The following is a 22,957-nucleotide window of genomic DNA, read 5'->3' as shown; positions in this document are numbered from 1 at the left end:
AAAATAGAAAACCCTGACTATTTTACAATAGCACAGGGTTCCATAACACTAACCTAACAATTTGTGAATTGATTATTTTAAAGCAAATGCCGCTTCTTTAACATCTCTTGAATTGGTACCAATAAACACCTGGAAATCTCCAGGCTCGGCAACAAATTTTAAATCTGAATTATAAAATTTAAGGTCATTTTCTGAAATATTGAAAGTAATGGTCTTGCTTTCGCCAGCCTTCAGGCTTACTTTCTGAAAACCTTTTAATTCTTTTACCGGGCGGGTTATGCTGCCAACCAAATCGCGGAGATATAATTGTACAACTTCTTTACCATCGTATTTTCCACTGTTGGTCAACGTAACCGAAGCCGTAATTGATTTACCTTTGGTTAAGGTATTTGAGCTCAGTTTAACATCGCTGTAGGTAAATGTAGTGTAGCTTAAACCGAAACCGAAAGGATACAACGGATCATTGCTTACATCTAAATAATTGGAGCGGAACTTTTCAAACCATTTGCCCTCTGCCAGGGGACGGCCGGTATTCTTGTGTGCGTAGTATAATGGCACCTGACCAACGTTTTGGGGGAAGGTTGCACTCAGTTTACCTGAAGGATTTACCTTTCCAAAAAGCACGTCGGCAATGGAATTCCCAGCTTCGCTTCCAGGGAACCATACATTTAAAATGGCTGGTATGTTTTCCGACTCCCACTTCAATGCCAGCGGACGTCCGGTGAACAACACCAATACAATCGGTTTTCCGGTTTTAGCCAAAGCCTTTAGCAGGTTTTTTTGCGTTTCAGGAATCTGTATGTCGGTTACACTGCTGCTTTCGCCTGTAAATTCTGAGCCTTCACCTAAAGTAGTCACGATGACATCCGATTTCTCTGCTACTTTTAAGGCTTCTTTGATCAGCTCTTCCTCCGACATTGAATCGCGTTTGTAAGTAGGATTGTGAACGTTAACATAGCGATGCTCTAATGCTGAATCTGCCAGAAAATTTGAACCACGGGCGGTTAATATTTTAACATCACTGCCTGCTGCATTTTTTAATCCCTGTAACACGGTTACCGATTTGTCGAACAAAGCTGCAACACTCCAGGTACCGTACATATTAGCAGTATTGTCTGCCAGGGGACCGATTAAACCAATTGTTCCGCTTTTTTTAAGGGGAAGAAGGTTGTTGTTGTTTTTAAGCAAAACAAAGCTTTCTGCCGAAATCTCTCTGGCTGCCTGGCGGTTTTCTGCATTGAATACTTCCTTTTCCGCACGTTGGGCATCACAGAATTTATAGGGGTCTGTAAATAAACCTAATTTGTATTTTGCCTGAAGCACAAGGCGACAAGCTCTGTTGATCTCATTGACCGATACTTTCTTCTCTGCTAACGATTTTTTTAGCGTACCTAAGAAACCTTCGCCCACCATATCCATATCAACACCTGCGTTCATGGCGAGGGCAGAGACGGTCTGTAAATCGCCCATACCATGTGCGATCATTTCAGGAATACCTGTGTAGTCTGTAACCACAAAGCCTTTAAAGCCCCATTGGTTGCGCAAAACTTCTGTCATTAACCATTTACTGCCTGTTGCCGGAATTCCGTCTACCTCGTTAAAGGAGGCCATAATGCTGGCTGCACCTGCATCAACAGCAGCTTTATAAGGCGGGAAATACTCATTATACATGCGTACTTTGCTCATGTCTGTGGTATTGTAATCCCTGCCAGCTTCAGCGGCTCCATACAAAGCATAGTGTTTAACACAGGCCAGGATCTCGTTGTTGGCCTGTAATTTTCCCTGATAACCTTTAACCATAGCCGCTGCAATCTGCGATCCCAGGTACGGATCCTCACCATTTCCTTCTGAAATCCGTCCCCAGCGCGGATCACGCGAAATGTCTACCATTGGAGAAAAGGTCCAGTTGATACCACTGGCACTCGCTTCAATGGCAGCCACCCTTGCTGATTTCTGAACTGCTGCCATATCCCATGTACAGCTCATTCCCAACGGAATTGGAAATACAGTATTGTAGCCGTGGATGACATCCATTCCAAATAACAAGGGGATTTTCATCCGGCTTTCTTCTATCGCCACCTTCTGTACGGCTCTGATTTTTTCAACACCCTTAATGTTGAACAACCCACCTACCTGACCATCCTTTATCTTCTTGCCAATATCGCTGCTGTTTGCCTGTCCGGTAGTAATATCTCCCGAACTTGGTAAATTCAGCTGCCCGATTTTTTCATCAACCGTCATTTTCGACATGAGGTTATCGATAAACGTATTCATTTTTGCATCTGCCGCAGATACAGGTTTTTTGGTTTGTGCCGAAACATTCAACACCAGGGTTGTTAATAAAACAACAAGGATTCTCGCTCTGTTCATTATATATATGTGTGTTTAATTCATTTAAAATTTATTCAACTTTTTTAACTGCGGTTCTGGCCGATACCCCATTCTCATTGATTGATTCAATAGAGAAATAATAAGTTTTCTGACTGTCCATTGCTTTAAACCAGTGTTCATTGAAGTCGTGGATCATGATGCAGTTATAAAGCTTATCGGGAGCCGTTCCGTAATAAAGATTATAGGCGAAAGCATTATCAACTGGCTGCCATTTAATATAAGCACTGCGTTTATCTTTCTCAGTCCTCAGTACAATCAGGTTTTTTACTTCTGCGGGCTTTTCGCCATTCCCATTACCGAAAATACGTAAACCGCTAATGGCAAACTTTCCGGTAGGCATATGGATATTCACCATTTTGATAAATCTGGTTTTAACTGGTTTCTCAAGTTCAATATAATCGTGAGGTACATCGGTTTTGTTTTTACTTTTATCAACCAGCATAGTCCACTTTTTGCCGTCTGTGGATGACAATAATTTATACTGGTGATAAATTCCCGTCTGCTTTCCGATAAATTCAGCGTCCTGATCGGCATAGTTAATCTGTATGGCATTTACAGTAGCGAGGCTTCCCAGGTCAGTCTGGATCCATTCGCCACTATTTGACGTTTTTGCACTCCAGTAGGTTTTAATGCTTTCATCAACTGCGTTGTTGGCGTGAAAACTACCGAGGGTGGAAGAAACGGTTACTGGCTTTTTATAGTTAATCAGCATCCATCCCGGACCTGCAGGGCCGCCTTCTTTACGTTCCGAAGGGAGGTATAGCGGGTAATCGCCGAAAGCAGTATTGGTCCACATCACATCATCCTTATCGAAACCTGTTGGCCAGATGCCCATTCTGCGTTCCCAGGTGTTTTTTACACAAATGATGCTGGTCGAAATGTGCCAGTAGTTATTGCTGTTATCCATGAAGGTTGCACCATGGCCTGCGCCCCGCGAGAAACCGCCACCTTTGTAGCTGAGCGGGTCAGACTGCGGAATAGCCTCCGACCCATCAAACAAAGGTTTGGTGCCTACCACTACGCCATCCGAATAGCCACTAAACTCTGTTCCTGGTGCCCCATACTGGAAATAATATTTGCCGTTGTGCTTGGTCATCCATGCCCCTTCAGCAAAGGCATCCAGAAAGGTATTGTCCATATGCTCTCCAAACCTTTGCCAGCCATAGCGCCAGCCTTGTAACAGGTACATTGGGGTGCGTGTGCCAATGGGTTTAAATGTTTTACGATTCAGTTCTATTCCATACATCGGATATACATTGCTGCTGCCGTTGTACATGTAAAACCTCCCGTCATCATCTGTGAAGAATGCCGGATCCCAGCCCCCTATTTCTAATGAATCTACCAGGGGAAACCATTTGTTTCCCAATGGATCAGTGCTTCCCCATAAGGTAAAATTCTTCGTATATGTACTTCCGAAAACCACTACAGTATCCCCGATAATTCCCACTCCAGGTGCACAAAGCTCATCTTTCGTTTTGTTCCAGGGACGGAGAAATTTACGCTCAATAAACTTCCAGTTCAGCATATCCGAACTATGCCAGTATCCCCATTGATTGGTACTGAACAGCAAAAACTCTCCTTTGTAGTTTACAATAACCGGATCGGCAGTTGCCCGGTGTTTACCCCATTCCGTAAACGACTCAAATGGCGTATAACCATAATCAACATTGATGGGATTACAGTATGTCTTTTGTTTCTGCGCATGAAGCGCCAGAAAAGAAGTTAAAATGAAGAGGGTAAGTATGTTTTTTTTCATATCAAAAACTTTTTGCCGTCGTTGCGGGAATGGAAAGTTTCATTTAAGATGATCTCCATGCCTCACATTAGGTCATTTATTTTATCTCCGTACTTTTAAAACCTAACTTGCTAAGCCCGTTTTGTACATCTTTATTACTCATAAACAGTTTCCACAGCAAGCCGGAACGGTAGTTTTCAATCATCACCACCATCGGACCCTGATCAATGCCTAAATACCTTTTCGGGTACCAGTTATCCGTTTCTGAAAAAGCGTCATAAAATCCATATTTGCCCCAAACCTTTTCTCCCAGGTTTTCATATAAGTATCTGATCACTTTCATAGATTCTTTTGGTGTATATGGAATTGAAGAGATTGCTGCGGTAGGGGAGATCACGCCGAAGTCTTCCTGAGGATTGTGTGCCGCGTATCCTTTAACCGAATAACTTGCAGTTAACCCCCAGCTGTTCTCACTATAGCCTTTAAAGCCTTTTGGGTTGGCAACACAATAATCGTGAATGGCCAGCGTATGATTTACATTGTTTTCCCAGTAGTTTGCATACTGATCTTTTAAGCCTTTTGGATTTAAAGCGAGATAAGAATAATGTGCCCAGAACAATGGTCCTACAGATCCTTTCTGACCTTGGTAGTCGAGTGTAAAAGGATGGCCGTACACTTCGAAGCTGGTTTTGATTTCTCCTTTACGGGCCCAACCTTCGTGGTAAACTGACGCGGGTACAGTATGTGTAGGAGAAGAAGCAGCCAGCACGTACATAATCAAACATTCGTTATAGCCTTTTACGGGAAAATTCATTTCCCAATGGTACTCAGGCGACCAGTGCCAGTAAAGTACATTTTGCCCGCCGTTTCGGTACCAGTTGAAATCGATGCCTTTCCATAATTCATCTGCTTTTTTTGCCAAAGCTTTTTCCTCGGCTGATCCGTTTTGATAGTAGGCATTGATGCAGATTAACGACTGGGCAATAAACGATGTTTCTACCAGATCACCACCGTTATCCTTTTTGCCAAAGGGCCGTACTTTTCCGGTTTCACCATATAGCCAGTGTGGCCAGGCACCATGAAAACGATCTGCTTTCTCCAGAAAATTAAGGATTTTATTCAGGCGCTTCAAGCCATCCGCTTTAGATACGTAGGCCCTGTCGATACCACTCAGAATGGCCATTAAACCAAATCCTGTCGCACCTGTAGCAACCGTGCTTTTGTCATTTTCAGGATAAATATTGTCAACGTGAAAACGCTCCCGGCCTGCACCTGAAACAGGCTCTGCTCCATCCCAGAAATATTGAAAGGTTTGTTTTTGTACCAGATTGAGCAATTGCTCATCGGTTAAATTCTTTTTAATGTTTAAATCTGGATGATAAGGTTTCTTAGCCTGCTGCGCAAAAGAGGAGAAGGATAATATGAGTGGGATAAAAATTAGTATTTTTCGGAATGTAGCTTTCATATCGGGAATAGATTTAAAGGTTAGGGCTGCTAAAACCCAAGTTTTTCATAGTGGCTTTTACTTCTGGTGCACTCATGAACAGGTTCCAGATCAATTTCGTTCTGTAATTTTCGATCATCACTACGATAGGCCCCTGATCAATAGCGAGCGTTGACGATGCGAACCAGGCGTCTTTCAGGGTGAAGGCATCGTAGAATCCGTAATCTCCCCACATTTTATTTCCTAACTTGTAATAAAAATATCTTAGAGCCTGCATCGATTCGGCAGGTGTATAGGCTATTGAGCTGATGGCTGCCGTGGGGGCTATTGTTCCAACATCATTGGTCGTTGAACTAGCCGTATAGCCATTTTGAATGTCGCTGGCGGTCAATCCCCAGCAGTTCTCGCCATATCCATAGTTACCAGCCGGGTTGGCCTTGCAGTAGATGTAATTAATCAGTGTATGCGCTTTTGTTTGTGTCTCGTAATTGGCGTAAGCATCACTTAATCCGATGGGGTTAATACCCATAAAAGAGTAATGGGAGAAAAATAACGGTCCTCCGCCAGCAGTTCCGAGGGGAAGCTGAACACCATAGTAAGTATTGCCATTTTTCATTGCTCCATTCTTTGCCCAGCCAGTATCATAAACTGTTTTCGGAATAGCATAAGTAGAGGATGCAGCGGCCAGCACATACGTGATCAAACACTCATTCCAACCCGTGATGGGCAGGTTCATATCCCAGTTGTAGGTAGGGCTCCAGTGCCAGTATAATGTGTTACTGTTATCTTTTCTGTACCAGTTCCATTCTACTGCATTATAAATGGTATTGATATCGCTCCTTAATGTGGTTTCGTCTGCATCTGTACCATTGAAATATTGCCTGGCAGTGAGTAAGCCTGCCATGAGGTAAGAAGTTTCTACCAGATCGCCTCCATTATCTTTTGTGCTGAAAGGAATAACTTTGCCTGTACTTCCGTCCAGCCAGTGGGGATAAGCACCGTGGAAACGGTCGGCGGTTTTTAAAAATGATACCATCTTCCGGATACGGACAAGACCTTCAGCACGGCTAATAAAATTGCGGCTGATGCCAGTGATTAAAGCCATCACCCCGAATCCTGAACCACCGGAAGTAACGGTATTGCCTGATGAATTCCTTTCTCTGGCCAAACCACTAACAGGGTGCCCAAACTCCCAGAAATATTTAAAGGTTTGCTTTTGAACCAGGGTTAAAAGATCATCATCACTGATCCGGGAAAATTTATCAGTATCATCCGGGGCAGTAGTGAGATTAACTACTACGCTGCTTTGGAGTTTACTTCCTGTTTTGGAAAGTAATCCAGGATTCACTGTTAATGTATATTTTGTAATCGGTTGTAGCGCAGATGGCATAACTACAACAGTATTATCGTTGTTCTCTAATATCGAAGTATAAGATATGGCGTTGCCGGCCTGATCTTTTAATATGATGTTTCCATCAATCGAGGAGCTGTTAATTGAAGATAAGAAGGTTAATTTCACTACAGGTAAAGTATTCAGGCCATAGTAGGAGAGTCCGTTGTAACTGCCGTTTACCGTTAGTGAGGAGAAAGCATAAGTCGATGGTATTGTAGACGAATTTGTAGCATCAGCCGTTTCGTTTTTTTTACAGGATAAAAAGCTGAGCAGGAATAAGCAGGAAATCATCCAGTATTTTGTCATGAGGAGATATTAAAATAAAGGCCGCCACCATGGGCAGCCCTTATTTTGATTTATGTTGTTCTAGTAACCTGGGTTTTGCGTTAATAAACCGCCACTGATATCGATTTCTGTTTGTGGGATTGGCCAAACTTCATTTTTATTTGCTTTCCAGCCTTTAACACCGAAAACAGCTGTTCCACGTCCCTGACGGATCACATCGAAATAACGATCATACTCCATGGCCAATTCTACCTGGCGCTCTTTCCAGATCGCATTACGTAGTGTAGTTTGATCGGTAGAAGTAACTTTAGGAAGAATTGCTGCATTACCCTGGCGGGCTCTTGCTCTAACGATTTCAAGTGAACTAATAGCCTGAGCACTGTTTCCTAATTCGTTTGCAGCTTCAGCATTCATCAATAAGATATCCGAATAACGCAATACCCTGAAGTTTTGCTGACAACCCTCATTGAAACCACTTACATACATGCTGAAAGGAACATATGATTTTTGGTTGTACATTGGGTTATCACCAGTTGCTGCTATCACATCACCTTGTGGGGTAGTTTCACCTCTGAAAATTATTGTCGCATCCCTGCGGGGATCTCCTGTTTCGAATGCCGCTGCTAATGCTGCCGTAGGTACATTAAAGCCCCATCCGCCACCAGTGACGCCGCGTACACCCTGAACCTGAGAATATTGTGAGTTAGAAGCAGCTGCATTTCCAGGAATTAAAGCTGCCTGAATTTCAAACACTGATTCAACGCCATTTTCAGCTGCAACACGGAAAACATTATCATAAACAGGAAGCAACGAATAACCTAAGGTCATTACGGAATTCGTGTAAGAAAGTACATCGCTCCATTTCTTTTGATACATGGCAACTTTAGCGTGAAGGCCTAATGCCGCACCTTTTGTGGCTCTTCCCAAATCTGTAGCCAGATAGCTTTGAGGCAGAACTGCAGCTGCATCATTTAAATCCGACTCGATTAAAGCATAAACCTGTGCTTTTGGAGATTTCGCAATATTGTATTCACTTGCATCGGCAGCAACAGTTGTTCTTAAAGGAATGTCTCCAAAAGCTCTCACTAACCTAAAATAAGATAATGCACGAATAAACTTAGCCTCTGCTAAATACCTGCTTTTAAGCGCTGCATCCATCGAAATTTTTGGAACATTGGTCAACACCTGATTAGCAAGAAAGATATTTTGATATTGTGCATTCCAGAAGCCAGATAATTGCCCGTCAGCCGGATTTACACTAAAGGTATCGTAGTCATTGAAATATGTTGCATCGGTAGGGCTACTTCCTTTTTCTGCCTCATCGGCACCCATGCTTTCCACAGCTATAGCCGGGAAAGCAGTATTACCCCAAGCCCTTAAATTTGCATAAATTGAATTTACTCCTTTAGCTGCGTCATTCTGATCTACCCAAAAGGTGCCGGATGCTTGTTCTGCCTGAGTTGGAACGTCTAAAAAGCTTTTTTTACAGCCAGGCGTAATAGTTACTAAGCCTAAAAGGCCTATTCCTAAAACAGCATTTTTATATATTATATTTTTCATTGTTTTAGTTTTAGAAAGTTACGTTAATACCAAAGTTGTATGTAGCAAATAATGGATACACATTAGCGTCGATACCAGCATTCAGTGATGATGGACTATTTTGAGTTGTCGAAGCTACAATCTCCGGGCTAAATCCTTTATATCCGAAAATGTTAAGTGCATTCTGCGCATTGGCGTAAAAACGAACTTTTTGCATTTTTAATTTTTCAGTGATTGCTTTTGGCAAGGTATAACCCAATTGAGCATTACGGATTCTAAAATATGAACCACTTTCTACAAAGAATGAATTTGGCGCAGAGTTGGCTGATCCGCCCACGTTTGCTGATGGATAGGTATTTGATGTCCCAGCACCATGCCATCTGTTATCATAAAAATCTTTTGTGAAGTTCTCGTTTCCGTAACGGAATGCAATGTTGGCATTATAAACCTCAACACCTGCTACACCCTGGAAATCCAAAGCAAGGTCGAAATTTTTGTATTCAAAACTAGTGTTGAAACCATAGGTGAATCTAGGGTTAGGATTTCCCAGAACAACCTTATCATTTGCATTGATAATGCCATCTCCATTAACATCCTGATATTTAAAGCCGCCCGGAGCAGCGTTCGACTGCGTTGGTGATGACGCAATTTCTGCTGCAGTCTGGAAAATTCCAACTACCTGATAGCCGTAAAATTGTCCCACTGGTTGACCTGCAACTGTTCTTGTTGCCAGATACCCGTTGGTAATACCAGTACTTCCTGCGTAAATTGGATTTGCACCTGAAACTACATTGGTAACCTTATTGGCATTATATGCCACGTTTCCACTAAGCGAGTATCCGAAGCCACCCTCCGAACGATCTCTCCATGTTGCCGAAAATTCAAAGCCTTTGTTCTCCAGATCCGCCTGATTTCCTAAGATTTGAGGATCTTTTGAACCTAAACTACCCAAAATTGGTAAATTGAATATCGATTGTGAAGTTTTTCGTAGATAGTAGTCGGCTTCTATTGACAACCTGCTTTTAAGTAATGAGGCCTCGAAACCAATGTTTGTACCCACTCCACGTTCCCAGGAAATTGTTGGTGGAACATAAGAGAAAACGTTTGCACCCGTATAAGTTAAATCATTACCGAAAACTGCAGTAAGATCTGGTGTTTGAGTGATGTTTAACTGAGTTGGATTTCTTGGAACTGCTGCGTTTCCAATCTTGCCCCAGCTACCACGGATTTTTAGTGAGTTAAAGATCTTTTGGTCTTTCATAAAACCTTCCTCCGTTACTACCCAGCCTAAACCTACGGATGGGAAATAACCCCAGGTATCAGATCCAAAAAACTGAGAGGCCCCGTCTGCACGAACGGATGCATTCAAAAGGTATTTGTTTTTGAAACTGTAGTTTGCTCTGGTAAAATATGATGCAAACTTATAAAGTGAGCCTCCATCAACAATTGTTCTGCTGGCTAAATCACCTAGTGTTAAATATAAGTCTGCCTCAGTGTTGAACGGAACATTTTGAGCGGTACCTGTTAAGTTGTAACTTTTGTTTTGTTGTGCAGATTGTCCAACTAATACTGTCAGGTTATGATCTTTCGCGATCGTATTATTATAAGTCAGGGTATTTTCAATTAACCAGTTTCTGGTTTCTGTTCTTCCCAGGGTTAAAGTACTTATGTTACTTTGTTGAGCCAGGGTAGCATAGTATTTTGGCACATATGCTCTTGTCTCAATTTGTCCGAATTCTCCACCCAAACTTGTCTTGAATGTGAAATGCTTTGCAAATTTTAATTCAGCATATACATTTCCTGTAACCCTGTTGTTTTTTGATTGTGAATTGAAAAAATCTAAAGTAGCCTGAGGATTGAAGTTAGCACCATCACCTAAATTCTGACTTTTGGGATCGCCATAGCTACCGTCTGCATTGAATACCGGTACTGTTGGAGAAGCTGCAAATAATTGATGATAAATACTCGATGGGTTGTCTTTAGTGTTTCCCATCACTCCTGTAACAGTATAGCCAACTTTCAATGGTTTGAAAATTTGGATATCATTTGACAAGCGGGCAGTGTATCTTTTATAATTATTGGTTTTAATAATACCATCCTGATTCAGATAACCGAGCGATAAATTGTAATTAGATTTTTCTGAACCACCCATTATCGAAACCTGATGGTTGGTCACAAGTGCGTTTCTCAAAGCCTGATCGTACCAGTTTGTTCCTTCCCCAAGGTTGGTATTACTGAATAATGCAGCATTGCCATTTGATGTATACAACTCATTTATAATGGTTGCATATTCTGATGCATTTGCCATTTCAACCTGATTGGTCACTTTTTGGAAACCAACATAGCCATCATAATTAATAGTAGTTGGAGTATTGGTACGCCCTTTTTTAGTCGTTACCAGAACAACTCCGTTCGCGGCACGAATACCGAAAATTGACTGTGCTGAGGCATCTTTCAAAATACTGATATTTTCAATGTCGCCGGGATTTAAAAAGTTGATATCGTCATACCAAACACCGTCAACTACGTATAAAGGGTTTGCAGAACCATAAATAGTTCCCTGGCCTCTGATTTTGATTTGAGGGGAACTTCCCGGACTACCTGCGTTTGTAATTGTTACCCCAGCTACTTTTCCTTGCAATGCACTCACAGGATTTGTCGACGCCTGTTTCGAAATCTCTTCTCCTTTTACACTTGCCACCGATCCTGTTACATCAATCTTTCTTTGCGTGCCGTAACCCACCACTACAACTTGCTCGAGTTGTTGCGTGCTGGAAAGTAATGCTACATTAATAGAGGTGCGGTTAGCTACTGCCTGCTCTTGTGCAGTATAACCAACGAAGTTAAATACCAGTGTTGCTGTTGATGGTACACTGATCGAATAGTTTCCATCGGCATCTGTTTGCGTGCCTCCTTGTGCGCCTTTAATTGTAATGGTTACGCCTGGCAAAGATGACTTGTCACCTCCGTCAGTTACCTTACCTTTTACGGTAATGTTTTGCGCAATTGCTACGTTAATGGTTAGCAAGCAAAGTGCAGCGAGAACAGAAATTCTTGTAAAGATTCTTTTCATGCTATTATTATAATTTAGTTTAATTGTTATGTTAAAGTTGAGGTTGTTTTTCTGCTTGTGCAAGTGCCAAGACCTATACATTATTACATCAAATGTTAAATTGTCGTTTTGTGTAAGAGGATACCGAACGCGATTTTGGCCTAAAAACGCACTTTTTGATGCAAGAGAATGTTAAAATGCAAAGTCTAAGTGTATTTTTTACACAAAGGGTGTTGTAGGGTATAAAAAACGGCCCTGAGCAGGTAATGATGTAGTGATGTCAACCGCTATTTAACGCGCAGTTTACAAAAAACGGTTATTAATCAAAACCGGATCAAGCGCTTTCCGTAATACTTTCGAACAAATCGGAAGAAAACGAAAGCCACCTGAGCATTGATATTACAACTCCATCAAAAACTCAGTTAAGTTTTTATCATGCGCCACTTCAAGCTTTTTCCTTAATCTGTACCGGCGTATTTCAACGCCCCGGACACTAATATTAAGCAGCGATGACATCTCTTTACTGCTCATGTTCATCCTCAGGTAAGCACATAACTTAAGGTCGTTCGGAACAAGGTCCGGGTGTTGTGCTTTTAGCTTTTTGAAGAAACTTTCATGGGCCTCATTGAAACTGTTTTCAAATAAGTGCCAGTCCCGCTCATCATTCATACCATCGTTAATCACTTTCTGAATTTTTCTGGTCTGGTCGTCCGAAAGTTTTTTCCCGTTCTCATCTTTGAGCTTCATGATTTCGTCACTTAGCTTTTGAAGCAACTCATTTTTATATACCAAAGTCATGGCAGAGTTTGCCAGTTCCCTGTTTTTCGAGGCAAGCTCCGTTTGAAGCTTCTCCGTTTGAAGCTTGTGGATCTGTTTTTCGTTAATCTCCGCTTCCTGACGTAAAACTTCCTCCTTTTCAGCCTGTAACCTGTCACTTATTTTTTTACTGTCTCTTGTTAGCTTCTTTTCATAAACCTGTTTGCCAGCCCTTAATATGAATGCCAGAAGAATAATATATATCAGAATGGCCCAGTTATTCAAATACCATGGTCTCAATACCTCAAACTCAAAGTTAGTTATGTCGCTAACCGAATTGTCGTTGATCTTTGCCCTTACTTTGAATACATAGGTGCCACTGCCTAAATTGGTGAAATCTTTTTGGGAAGCAAAGTTCCAGTCAGACCAGTCTTTTGAATAGCCTTCCAGGAAGAATTGATATTTTACCTTTGCCTGGCGGTAATAGGGTAGCGAAAATGAAATGCGGATATTATTCCTGCTGTATGGAATCTCAATATCACGCTCGTTATTGCCAGTTTCACTAATGGTATGGTATTTATCCGTAATATCGTCCAGTCTTCTGATCAGTACCTTAGGCAGTTTCCGGTTTACATTGCTCTGGTTCTGGGTAGTGTTATAAATCACAAAGCCATCGTCAACACTGATCAGATAAATGGCATTGCTGATTTTACTGATGTTCTCATAATACTGCACCATTCGCCCATCCAGCAAACTAAACTGATTAGAATCGATTTCCAGCTTACCAGGTTCACTAAAATCAACCAGGGCTGTTTTACCGTGATTGATAAACCAGTATTTTTTATTGCCGGCATTGATAATTTTATTCGACGTTTCGAACGACCCCAGTTTTTTATTCAGGACATCGTATTTTGTGAACTTGTTGCTGAGTTCATCATAAGTGTAAAAGCCAGCGTCAGAAGAAAAAACGATCCTGTTTTCGAGGTTGAAGATGTTGATATTATAGTTGCCAGGTAATCCGTTTTTCTCATCAAAGTATCGCATAGCCGTTACTTTAGAGTAATCGCTACTCAACGTAAGTTTATACAAACCTTTATAGGCATGGCTTACCCAAACATCACCTTTAGCATCCTGCTCAATGAATCTCGATGGTGCATCAAAGCCGCCGATCTTCCTTTCAAACTTCAACGCTGATCCGGCCGTTTTACTGAAGAGGGTTAGCCCTACATAGGTTCCCTGTATCAGATAGCCCGGATTTGAATTTAGTTTTTTAATGGTCCACCCACCACCGGTTCGGGACAGCCATTGAATCTCGTCGCCCAGCACTTTGAATGTTCCGCTATTGTGGCCGCAAATTAACTCATTATCAATTACGGTAAGCTCCCACACCTGTCCCTGGGAATTCGGAATCAGACGAAAGTTAAAGGAGTTTAGCTCACTTTCCGGATTCCAGTTACTGTAAAAAAGTCCCTGGTTGGTGCCAAGGTAAATCTTACCATTGAAAATAATACTTGAGTATACTGTCCCAAACTGCCCTGTTTTATCGAAGTAGAAATACAAAGGGGAATTTAACTCAATCCGGTCGATTCCATTATCCAGGCCCGTCCACAGGTTTTGCTCGTCATCAGCAAATAAACTTAATACGGTATTGTTTTGTAAACCGCTCGATTTGTTGATCCGCTGCACAACGCGTCCATTTTCATCAATAATAATCAGGCCGTTTAATATGGTTCCATAGGCAAAGTATTTGCCCATCAGTACAGCCCCGTTGTTCAGCTGGTAGGTTTTCAGATAGCTGTTGGCAAGGGTATTCAGCGGACTAAAGGTTTTCCCATCGTAGGTGAAAAGACCGTTCTTGCTTGTTCCTATAATAAAACCACCATTTTTATAAGGTAAAATGGACAGGATACCCTCTTTGCCCAGTATCTCACTTCCCGGTATTGGCCTGAGCTTATTGCCAATGAGTTCAAATAAACCCTTTTCCAGCACCTCTACCAGATATCTTTTGTTTACCTTATGCAGAAACAGGAATGAAGAAGGCGATTTTACCACTTCGATTCTGTTATTTTTATAGATAAATATCCTGGAGAATGACTGGAATATTACGCGGTCCTGATCGGTGTAAATTTTCCAGATTTCGTCGGTAACCGTAATTCCCTTCGGAAGCAGTTTCGTTAACGAGCTATAACTTAAACGATTATTTTTGAGGCTCCAGTAACCAAATTCCCCGAAACTGCCGGTATATATTTTTCCTTTGTTATCGGTTGCAACAGCGCGAACGATTTGGCGGTTAGGCATTTTGTATTTCTGCCAGTAACGCCCGTCGAACGTAAGCAATCCCTCCGCGTTTCCAAAATACATTACACCATTCTGATCTTTGGCGATGCTCCAATTTTGATTCCCCGATGCGTAAACAGATTTAGGGTAATTTTCTATGTACGGAACACCTATACTTTTTATATCAGATGCATGTAAACGGAAAGAAAGAGCAGCTAAAAGAAAAAGGGGATAGTACAGATATTTTAGCATAAATTGATTCGGCCAGGCGATTAGTCCGCAAAATAAGCAAAAATTGCACAATTGGCCTTACTTAGCTCCAACGGGCTGCGGTACTTTAACATAATATCCGGTTCCGTCGTATTGACGTTTACGCGGATTTGTGGTACAGGCAACGGAGCAACATCCTTCCAGTTGTTCACCGCAGGCATCGCATTGGGTGATGTGTTCATTACACTCCGGATTGGCACAGTTGATCATTTTAGGCGTTGTGGTGCCACAATTAAAGCAAACTGAAACGACCTTTGGATTCACCTGGTTAACATCCACTGCAATCCGATTGTCGAAAACATAACACTTCCCTTCAAAATCTTTGCCTCCGGCTTCTTTACCATACTTAATAATTCCGCCGTGTAACTGGTAAACATCATTGAATCCGTGGTGCAGAAGCAAAGCTGAGGCTTTCTCGCATTTGATTCCACCGGTGCAGTACGTTAGGATTTTTTTATCCTTGTATTGTGCCAACTGATTGATTTGCTCCGGGAAGTCGCGGAAGTTCTCAATATCCAGGGTCACTGCATTTTTGAATCTTCCCAGGTTGTGCTCGTAATTAGAGCGTACGTCCAGGATGATCACATCTTCGTCGTCTTTCATTTTCATGAAATCTACAGGCTCGAGGTGCTTCCCTGTTTTTTCATTGGGATTGATGATGGTGGTATCGCGTAAGCCGGAATGAACAATCTCAGACTTATAACGGCAGTGCATCTTAATGAAAGACGGTTCTTCCACATCATCGATTTTAAACTCAGTTTTGGCAAACCTTTCATCTGAATGAATGGCTTGCATATATGCTTCGCAGGCTTCAGGAGTTCCCGAAACGGTGCCGTTTAAACCTTCATCGGCAACGATAATACGGCCAACAAGGTCTAATGATTTACAAAATTTAAGGTGATCGGCAGCAAATTGCTCTGCCTCTGCTATGTAACTATAGCAATAGTAAAGTAGTGTTTGATATTTTTTCATGATGCACTGATACCGCTGCAAACGGCGTTGAAGCAGCGCAAAGATAATGCTTTTAGCTTAAATGCCAAACAGCAAGCTTAGTCCATTCCACATTCGCTTTTAAGTTTAAAATCCGTAGCTTATTCTAAAACCCTGATTAATTTTCTTTGCGCCATCATAAGCAAAACCATAGCTGGCCCTTAAAACCAGGCGCTGGATACCGAAGTAAAATTCTTTATAATTCCGTTTCTCAGGTGAAGATAAATAGCCTCCACCCACCAGCTCTTCCAGCTTTAGCTTACGCAACAATGGAATCTTATTCATGAAGAATCCTGCGAAGTTATGTTCAAGATGTGCTTCAAAATACTGCTCCTTGGTGCTGAACTGGTAGAAGTCAAGATATTGAAACTTCCTCAAGTTGGGAGGGAAGATGGTTGAAATATTACCTGAAAAATGTTTGAAGTCAGGATAATACATTTTGGCATTATTAAGGAATTTCCCTACTCCGACTAAAAATGAAGTATGTCCCCATAATCCAAGTCCAATCCGGTCTTCAAAAATCTCTGCTTTCACAAAATCATAATCTACATCGCTTCCCAAAACATTATTCAGCCCCTTTTTATAAAGCAAAGTAATTTTTGGATATTTCGACTCCGTATAAAATTTGCCGTCAGGCCGGGTAATGTATTTTTGTCCGATGGTATAAGTCAAGCTTGCAGTTACACTTAACGAGCTGTAATCAGGGAATAACGGTACTTCTGCTTCCGGAACAAAAGGGTTGTTGGAAGTAAATTCTCTGTCCTTCGCATCGAAAAACTTAAATGTAGAATTGTTAGCTAAAGCTTTGTTATGACTGTAATCGGCGCTTAAATTCGCCTGAAGGCCCGTAGCCAGCTCTCTGGTGGTATATAAACTCACAAAATCCTTATAGTAATACTTCGGGAAGTTCTTTTCGTAAAGCAAGGAGTTAATTGTATTGCCCAGCGGCGTCATCGAACCCAGATTATTCAGATCAAAAATGCCGTTTCCGAATGAACCACCATAGCTGGCCCGTTTGAGTGGGTCGTAAAAATAATTTCCTGTAATACTGCCTGTTAATTTCTGGTTGGCAAATCCATAGCGCACTTCAGGACGGATAGAGTAAAACCTTCTGTTTTCATACTCCTGGCGATAAGTGACGCCATACTTGATGGCCAATCCTTCCACGGTATTGTAAAATATAGCTCTCCAAACCGGGTCAAAGCTTAACGAATGTTTATCATACCGGTCATTCTGGCTATAGCCCCTCAAAATTAATTTACCGATGCTGAATTTGTTATTGTCTTTTTCCAGTGAATCAAGATAATGCTTGGACTCTTTTAGCTTCGCAACACTATCTTTCTTGATGTAATTGATTTTCTCATCAGCCGTAAGCGGAATTGGTCTGTTTTCAACCCAGTACAAGGAATCTTTTTTGTTAACCATTTCAGTAACCTTCAAGATTTCACCTGTAAAAAGGTTTTTTGGAAAATTAGGATTTACGTTATAATTGCTATATACCCCCAGGTAGTAACCGGCTATTTTGAAGCCCAGAACATTTCCGGTAAACTGAAAGTTGATACCGGTTGGCATATATACATCTTTAACTTTTGTAAACTGCTGGTTAATATTTAGTGTATCAATGAAATTAATACCCGCCTGTTTGGTTAAGTATAAATCGGTATTATAAATGCGCCAGCTCTCATCCATGATGTAAATAATGCCCCTGAAAACCGGATCATTTACCCTGCGTGGGCTCACCTCTATTTTATGAATCAACTGGCCGTTTTCTGTACTTTCTCCCAGTAGTTTGTATTTATAGTAAAAAAGGGCATTATCAGCAATAGGGGAAATAAAGCCTCGTGAACTCAGCGTATTTTCCAGCAGATAGTTGTCATAGAAATTAATGATCAGGTCGGATGCTTTATTAAAACTGAATGCATTATTTCTTCCTGCAACTTTAGAGGAAATCATTTCTTCATGCACGTCATTCGGCCTTCTGAAGCTAAATTTACTTTGCGATTCGGATAGGTAAATAATGCCTTTCCGGTTAGTATCAAGCTCCAGGGTTTTCTGTATATCCCTGCCAAAAAATTTCTTTGGCGCACCCTTCAGCCGCTGAACGCCTTTAATGTACACATCACAACTAAATGCCTTTACCTCCTCAAGGTGAGTTTTTCTCTGCGCGATCGTTTTCCTGATAATTTCATAAGCCGGATCTTCTGCATTGGCCCTGATGTTTACATTATCAAGGGTATAACTTTCTGAGGCCAGCGTAATATTTAATGTTATATCACGGTCTAAATTTACAATGTGGTCCTGTTGTTTATAACCCACCGCCCTGAAGCTAATGGTTTGCTGACCTCTTTTCAGCTTCATCTCATATTTCCCGTCAACGTTTGCTGATGTTCCTGTTGTGGTGTTTTTTAAATACACAGAAGTGAAAGGGATCGGCTGTCCGTTATTATCCTTTATTGTGCCACTAATCAAATGTTGAGCAAAAGCCAGGCTTGTAGTAAAGCAAAAGAAAATAAGGGCGTAGATTTTTCTCATGTGTAACGATTAGTGATCTATAAATATCGAATAAGTTTTAACACTATACACATTTGTTGGTGTTAAAGTTTGTTAAGGAACAAAATATATTGTTGTAGACGCTAATTTGATTTGTTCAGTTGCAGGAAAAATGCTTTTTTTCAATGAAGCGCTCTACAATAGCTTTCATTAACAGTTTTTTATAACTTTGAACCAAAATCTTCTTAAGCAAAATGTACAAAACACTACAACCAGTTCTTCAAAAAGAACTCGAAGAAATAGAAAACGCAGGTTTATATAAACGCGAAAGGATCATTGTAACACCACAAGGTGCTGATATCAAAGTAAGCGGCGGTGCAGAAGTAATTAATTTCTGTGCAAATAACTATCTGGGCTTATCCTCTCACCCTAAAGTGATCGAAGCAGCCAAAAAAGCAATCGATGATCATGGTTATGGTATGTCGTCTGTACGCTTTATTTGCGGAACGCAGGATGTTCATAAAGAACTGGAAGCAAAGATTTCCCAATTCCTCGGAACAGAAGATACAATCCTGTATGCCGCGGCATTTGATGCAAATGGTGGTGTTTTCGAACCTTTGTTTAATGCAGAAGATGCAATTATTTCTGATGAGCTGAATCATGCTTCAATCATTGATGGCGTTAGGTTATGTAAAGCGCAGCGTTTCCGTTACAAAAATGCCGATATGGAAGACCTGGAAAAGCAACTTATTGCAGCTAAAGATTGCCGTCACAGGATTATTGTTACCGATGGTGCATTCTCGATGGACGGGTCTGTTGCACCTTTAGATAAAATTGCTGACCTGGCTGATAAATATGAGGCCCTGATCATGATTGATGAATCTCACTGTACGGGTTTTATTGGTAAGAACGGCCGCGGCACACACGAACATTTTGACGTGATGGACCGCATTGATATCATTACAGGTACTTTGGGTAAGGCTCTGGGTGGTGCATCTGGTGGTTTTACTTCCGGCAAGAAAGAAATCATCGATATGTTGCGCCAGCGCTCACGTCCGTATTTATTTTCGAATACCCTGGCGCCAGCCATTGCCGGTGCTTCCATTGCTGTTCTGGATATGCTGAGCGAAACCACTGCCTTAAGGGACAAACTGGAAAGCAATACTAAATATTTCCGTGAGAAAATGACTGCTGCCGGTTTTGATATCAAGCCTGGCTTTCATCCCATCGTTCCGGTAATGCTGTACGATGCTAAAATAGCGCAAAACTTTGCTGCTAAAATGCTTGAGGAAGGGATCTACGTAATCGGATTTTTCTATCCTGTTGTGCCACAGGGAAAAGCAAGAATTCGTGTGCAATTGTCGGCAGGTCATGAACAACATCACCTCGACAAAGCCATTGCTGCATTTACCAAAGTGGGCAAGGATTTAGGGGTAATCTAGTACCTGATAAAATATACAAACAACAAAAGCCGCGATGAAGCGGCTTTTGTTGTTTTGAGTCTATTTTCCTATATAATGCTATTGTAAACAGATTTTTTGAACCCGGATGGTGTAAGTTTTTAATATAATTTGCCGTATATTTGAAGCCATGTTACAGGACAAAATAACACAATACTCGGAAAAAATCAACGCTTTCGTAACCGAAAAAGCAGATGAGTTGGAGCAATTCCGTATTAAATATTTAGGAAGCAAAGGAATTATCAAGGAAATCTTTGAAGAATTTAAAACCGTTTCCACAGATGAAAAAAGATCACTAGGTAAAGTCTTAAATGAATTTAAGCAACTTGCCGAGTCAAAATATCAAACTTTAAAAGAAGCAACTGAAGCAACACAGTCTCAGGCAAGCGCGAACGAGCAAGACTTAACCCTGCCGGGCGAAGGCTTCGAAATCGGTTCACGACATCCCTTGGCTTTGGTTAGGCGTGAAATTGTTGGAATTTTTGCCAAACTTGGCTTTACCGTTGCTGAAGGTCCGGAGATTGAAGACGATTGGCATAACTTTTCCGCTTTAAACTTCCCTGAAGAACACCCTGCCCGTGATATGCAGGATACTTTCTTCATTAAAAAAGGCGGTGAAAAGGGTGATATCGCACTGCGTACACACACCTCTTCCGTACAGGTGAGAATGATGGAGCAGGGGCAGCCGCCTTTCAGGGCCATTATGCCCGGACGTGTTTATCGCAATGAAGCCATCTCCGCAAGGGCACACTGCTTTTTTCATCAGGTTGAAGGATTATATGTAGACGAAAATGTATCCTTTGCAGATTTAAAACAAACCTTATTTTACTTTGTTCAGGAGTTGTATGGCGAAGGTACAAAAGTGCGTTTCCGCCCGTCATATTTCCCATTTACAGAGCCATCTGCAGAAATGGATATTTCCTGTACCATTTGTAAAGGCGCAGGTTGTCCCCTATGTAAATATAGTGGCTGGGTAGAAATTTTAGGTTGCGGTATGGTAGATCCGAATGTATTGGAAAACTGTGGTATCGATTCAAAAAAATACAGCGGGTTTGCTTTCGGAATGGGTATCGAACGCATCACCAATCTGAAATATGAAATTAAAGACTTGCGCCTGTTCTCTGAGAACGATGTTCGTTTCTTAAAACAATACAAGTCGGCATTAATCTAATATGAAATATATTTATGGCATAATCATTCTATTGATGCTCTCTACCGGCTGTGGAAAAGAAGAGAACTATATTCCCGATGTTGCTGTAAATTATAATGTCACATTAGCTGAATTTAGTATAAAATCAACAAACAATGTATTGTTGGTGCCCAATTACGGCGTAGGGGGTTTAGTGATCGTTAAAACACCTTTGGGTAGTTTTGTCGCGTTCGACAGGTGTAGCACCGTTAATCCGGAAAAGGTATGTAAAATAGTGCCCGATGAAAGTGGTTTAACTGCTACTGACCCATGCTCTGGCGCCAAGTTTTCATTACTTGATGGCAGCCCGCAAAAGGCCCCTGCCGAAAGAAGCCTGAAAACCTATACCATCACACTCCAGGGCAGCACACTGTTACATGTAAGCAATTAAGATGGAAGCTGAAAAAATAAAGGATACAGTTAAAAAGGCTGCCAAAGAACTTTTTAGAAAATACGGATATCATAAAACAAGTGTAAATGAAATTGCTAAAAAGGCACGTATTGCTAAAGCAACCATTTACAAATATTTCGAAAGTAAAGAACAGGTTTTGGATAGTATACTGATGGACTATCTGGATCAGAATTTATATGAAATATTAAATAACAAAATCAGTTATGCCAGCGAGGAAGAGCATTTAAAGGCCCTCGTAATGAAAACCAGCCGCCTTTCTTTTACGGCCTGTAATGAATTTATCGGATGGGATTTCGTTCGTGAGAATGCCAATTCACAGGAGTTCCTGAAACACCTTTCTGATCAGCTGGAAGCCCTTTTGTTAGCTGCTTACCTGCAACTGGATAACTTTAAAAATAATCCGGCACGGAGGGAAGGACTGGCTTTTCTGCTAAAGGCCAGTAAAAGCATCGTTTTCTCTTTCGCTTTTACTTCTGTAAGTGATTCCGACGTACGTAAGAACTTTGTGAGTTTTCAGAAAGAGATTTTGCCATTTCTGGTAAAAGCAGCGCTTTAGTCAAAGTCTACTGTTCGATATAGTATTCTTTTGCCTTAAACTTTTCTACTTTCTTTTGCATCTTTCCATCAACCAGCTTTCTGGTGATGACGGTAACATCATCACCAATCGAAGAATCCTCAATAACTGAGGATACTTCTGATGGTATATCTTTCGTTGTTACTTTATAAGTGATCCGCTGCTGATAACAACAGCCGCTTTTCAGGTGGATGGTGAGCTCCTTTGTTTTTCTGTCTACTTCAAACATCCCAAGGTTTTCACTGGCAAGTTTGGTAAACTCTGGATTTAAGGTGAACTTTTGATTTGCCGAGCCGAGGTAAACATCGAAGGAGGGACTCGAATAGGCGCCATTGTTTCCATTTCTGATCGCCATATCTTCAAAGCCATCAAAGTTAAAGTCGCCAAATATTAACGGACTCTGGTATTTGCCCAATTCCACCCAGCCCAGTCGGGCATTTTGTTTATCCGTTAGGTTAAAGTCTAAATCTAAGGAGTGAAAGGGTTCAATCTCCTTTCCTGTGATTTTATCGGAAAGCACCAAAGTTGCTTTTCCTCCGCAGTTACCACCCTCACAGCTGGCTACGAAAACCTTTACATTGTATTGCCCGGAACAGTTGTTGGCTAAAAATGTATATTGTGCCTGTGCAAATAAGCCCGCCAATACCAACAGGCTCATCATGACTAGTCTTTTCATGTGTAGAAATTTCTACAAAACTAA

14 protein-coding genes are annotated in these 22,957 nt (G+C 41.3%); 4 read left to right on the top strand and 10 right to left on the bottom strand.

Going from position 1 to position 22,957, the window contains the following annotated elements; all coding sequences use genetic code 11:
* Nucleotides 1-72: 72 nt before the first annotated feature.
* The 9 genes from bglX to AB669_RS06755 form a co-directional block, all read right to left on the bottom strand.
* Nucleotides 73-2,370: a beta-glucosidase BglX gene (gene bglX / locus AB669_RS06795; protein ID WP_047798563.1), complete on the bottom strand. Its 2,298-nt coding sequence runs from the start codon at nt 2,368-2,370 to the stop codon at nt 73-75.
* Nucleotides 2,371-2,401: 31 nt separating this feature from the next.
* On the bottom strand, nt 2,402-4,147 hold the full coding sequence (locus AB669_RS06790) for a discoidin domain-containing protein (protein WP_047798562.1): 1,746 nt from the start codon (nt 4,145-4,147) through the stop codon (nt 2,402-2,404).
* 76 nt (nt 4,148-4,223) lie between these two features.
* The gene (locus AB669_RS06785) at nt 4,224-5,591 is read right to left on the bottom strand and encodes a glucoamylase family protein (protein WP_047798561.1); all 1,368 of its coding nucleotides are present in this window, start codon (nt 5,589-5,591) and stop codon (nt 4,224-4,226) included.
* Between the two features lie 13 nt (nt 5,592-5,604).
* Nucleotides 5,605-7,269: a glucoamylase family protein gene (locus AB669_RS06780; protein ID WP_047798560.1), complete on the bottom strand. Its 1,665-nt coding sequence runs from the start codon at nt 7,267-7,269 to the stop codon at nt 5,605-5,607.
* Between the two features lie 60 nt (nt 7,270-7,329).
* Nucleotides 7,330-8,808: a RagB/SusD family nutrient uptake outer membrane protein gene (locus AB669_RS06775; protein ID WP_053058313.1), complete on the bottom strand. Its 1,479-nt coding sequence runs from the start codon at nt 8,806-8,808 to the stop codon at nt 7,330-7,332.
* 10 nt (nt 8,809-8,818) lie between these two features.
* Entirely contained in the window at nt 8,819-11,860 is a 3,042-nt protein-coding gene (locus tag AB669_RS06770) for a TonB-dependent receptor (RefSeq protein WP_047798559.1), read from the bottom strand.
* Between the two features lie 378 nt (nt 11,861-12,238).
* Entirely contained in the window at nt 12,239-15,124 is a 2,886-nt protein-coding gene (locus tag AB669_RS06765; protein ID WP_047798558.1) for a triple tyrosine motif-containing protein, read from the bottom strand.
* Between the two features lie 57 nt (nt 15,125-15,181).
* Nucleotides 15,182-16,114, bottom strand: a complete 933-nt coding sequence (locus AB669_RS06760; RefSeq protein WP_047798557.1) for a rhodanese-related sulfurtransferase — start codon at nt 16,112-16,114, stop codon at nt 15,182-15,184.
* Nucleotides 16,115-16,219: 105 nt separating this feature from the next.
* Entirely contained in the window at nt 16,220-18,664 is a 2,445-nt protein-coding gene (locus AB669_RS06755) for a DUF5686 and carboxypeptidase regulatory-like domain-containing protein (protein WP_047798556.1), read from the bottom strand.
* 212 nt (nt 18,665-18,876) lie between these two features.
* On the opposite strand from AB669_RS06755, the gene kbl reads away from it, so the two are divergent.
* The 4 genes from kbl (at nt 18,877) to AB669_RS06735 (ending at nt 22,239) form a co-directional block, all read left to right on the top strand.
* Nucleotides 18,877-20,064, top strand: a complete 1,188-nt coding sequence (gene kbl, locus AB669_RS06750; protein WP_047798555.1) for a glycine C-acetyltransferase — start codon at nt 18,877-18,879, stop codon at nt 20,062-20,064.
* Nucleotides 20,065-20,212: 148 nt separating this feature from the next.
* Complete coding sequence (pheS, locus tag AB669_RS06745) at nt 20,213-21,253, top strand: phenylalanine--tRNA ligase subunit alpha (RefSeq protein ID WP_047798554.1); 1,041 nt, start codon at nt 20,213-20,215, stop codon at nt 21,251-21,253.
* Nucleotide 21,254: 1 nt separating this feature from the next.
* A complete protein-coding gene (locus tag AB669_RS06740) occupies nt 21,255-21,662 on the top strand; it encodes a hypothetical protein (protein ID WP_047798553.1) in 408 nt (135 codons plus the stop codon).
* A gap of 1 nt (nt 21,663) precedes the next feature.
* Nucleotides 21,664-22,239 carry a TetR/AcrR family transcriptional regulator gene (locus AB669_RS06735; RefSeq protein ID WP_047798552.1) on the top strand — a complete coding sequence of 192 codons (576 nt, stop codon included), beginning with the start codon at nt 21,664-21,666 and terminating at the stop codon, nt 22,237-22,239.
* A gap of 7 nt (nt 22,240-22,246) precedes the next feature.
* Here the strand turns inward: AB669_RS06735 and AB669_RS06730 are convergent, their stop codons facing one another.
* Nucleotides 22,247-22,933 (bottom strand): hypothetical protein, encoded by a 687-nt coding sequence (locus AB669_RS06730; RefSeq protein ID WP_156166697.1) that lies wholly within the window; start codon nt 22,931-22,933, stop codon nt 22,247-22,249.
* Nucleotides 22,934-22,957 lie beyond the last annotated feature (24 nt).

This window comes from Pedobacter sp. BMA (assembly GCF_001027745.1).
GTDB lineage: Bacteria > Bacteroidota > Bacteroidia > Sphingobacteriales > Sphingobacteriaceae > Pedobacter.
Note: the sequence above shows the minus strand (reverse complement) of the source record. Positions and strands in the feature narration are given on the sequence as shown.

Excerpts from the sequence above, each read along its gene's own strand:
- pheS (WP_047798554.1), top strand. The coding sequence starts at position 20,213 with ATGTTACAGGACAAAATAACACAATACTCGGAAAAAATCAACGCTTTC.
- AB669_RS06790 (WP_047798562.1), bottom strand. The coding sequence starts at position 4,147 with ATGAAAAAAAACATACTTACCCTCTTCATTTTAACTTCTTTTCTGGCG.
- AB669_RS06740 (WP_047798553.1), top strand. The coding sequence starts at position 21,255 with ATGAAATATATTTATGGCATAATCATTCTATTGATGCTCTCTACCGGC.
- AB669_RS06785 (WP_047798561.1), bottom strand. The coding sequence starts at position 5,591 with ATGAAAGCTACATTCCGAAAAATACTAATTTTTATCCCACTCATATTA.
- bglX (WP_047798563.1), bottom strand. The coding sequence starts at position 2,370 with ATGAACAGAGCGAGAATCCTTGTTGTTTTATTAACAACCCTGGTGTTG.
- AB669_RS06770 (WP_047798559.1), bottom strand. The coding sequence starts at position 11,860 with ATGAAAAGAATCTTTACAAGAATTTCTGTTCTCGCTGCACTTTGCTTG.
- AB669_RS06765 (WP_047798558.1), bottom strand. The coding sequence starts at position 15,124 with ATGCTAAAATATCTGTACTATCCCCTTTTTCTTTTAGCTGCTCTTTCT.
- AB669_RS06780 (WP_047798560.1), bottom strand. The coding sequence starts at position 7,269 with ATGACAAAATACTGGATGATTTCCTGCTTATTCCTGCTCAGCTTTTTA.
- AB669_RS06755 (WP_047798556.1), bottom strand. The coding sequence starts at position 18,664 with ATGAGAAAAATCTACGCCCTTATTTTCTTTTGCTTTACTACAAGCCTG.
- AB669_RS06730 (WP_156166697.1), bottom strand. The coding sequence starts at position 22,933 with ATGAAAAGACTAGTCATGATGAGCCTGTTGGTATTGGCGGGCTTATTT.
- AB669_RS06760 (WP_047798557.1), bottom strand. The coding sequence starts at position 16,114 with ATGAAAAAATATCAAACACTACTTTACTATTGCTATAGTTACATAGCA.
- kbl (WP_047798555.1), top strand. The coding sequence starts at position 18,877 with ATGTACAAAACACTACAACCAGTTCTTCAAAAAGAACTCGAAGAAATA.
- AB669_RS06735 (WP_047798552.1), top strand. The coding sequence starts at position 21,664 with ATGGAAGCTGAAAAAATAAAGGATACAGTTAAAAAGGCTGCCAAAGAA.
- AB669_RS06775 (WP_053058313.1), bottom strand. The coding sequence starts at position 8,808 with ATGAAAAATATAATATATAAAAATGCTGTTTTAGGAATAGGCCTTTTA.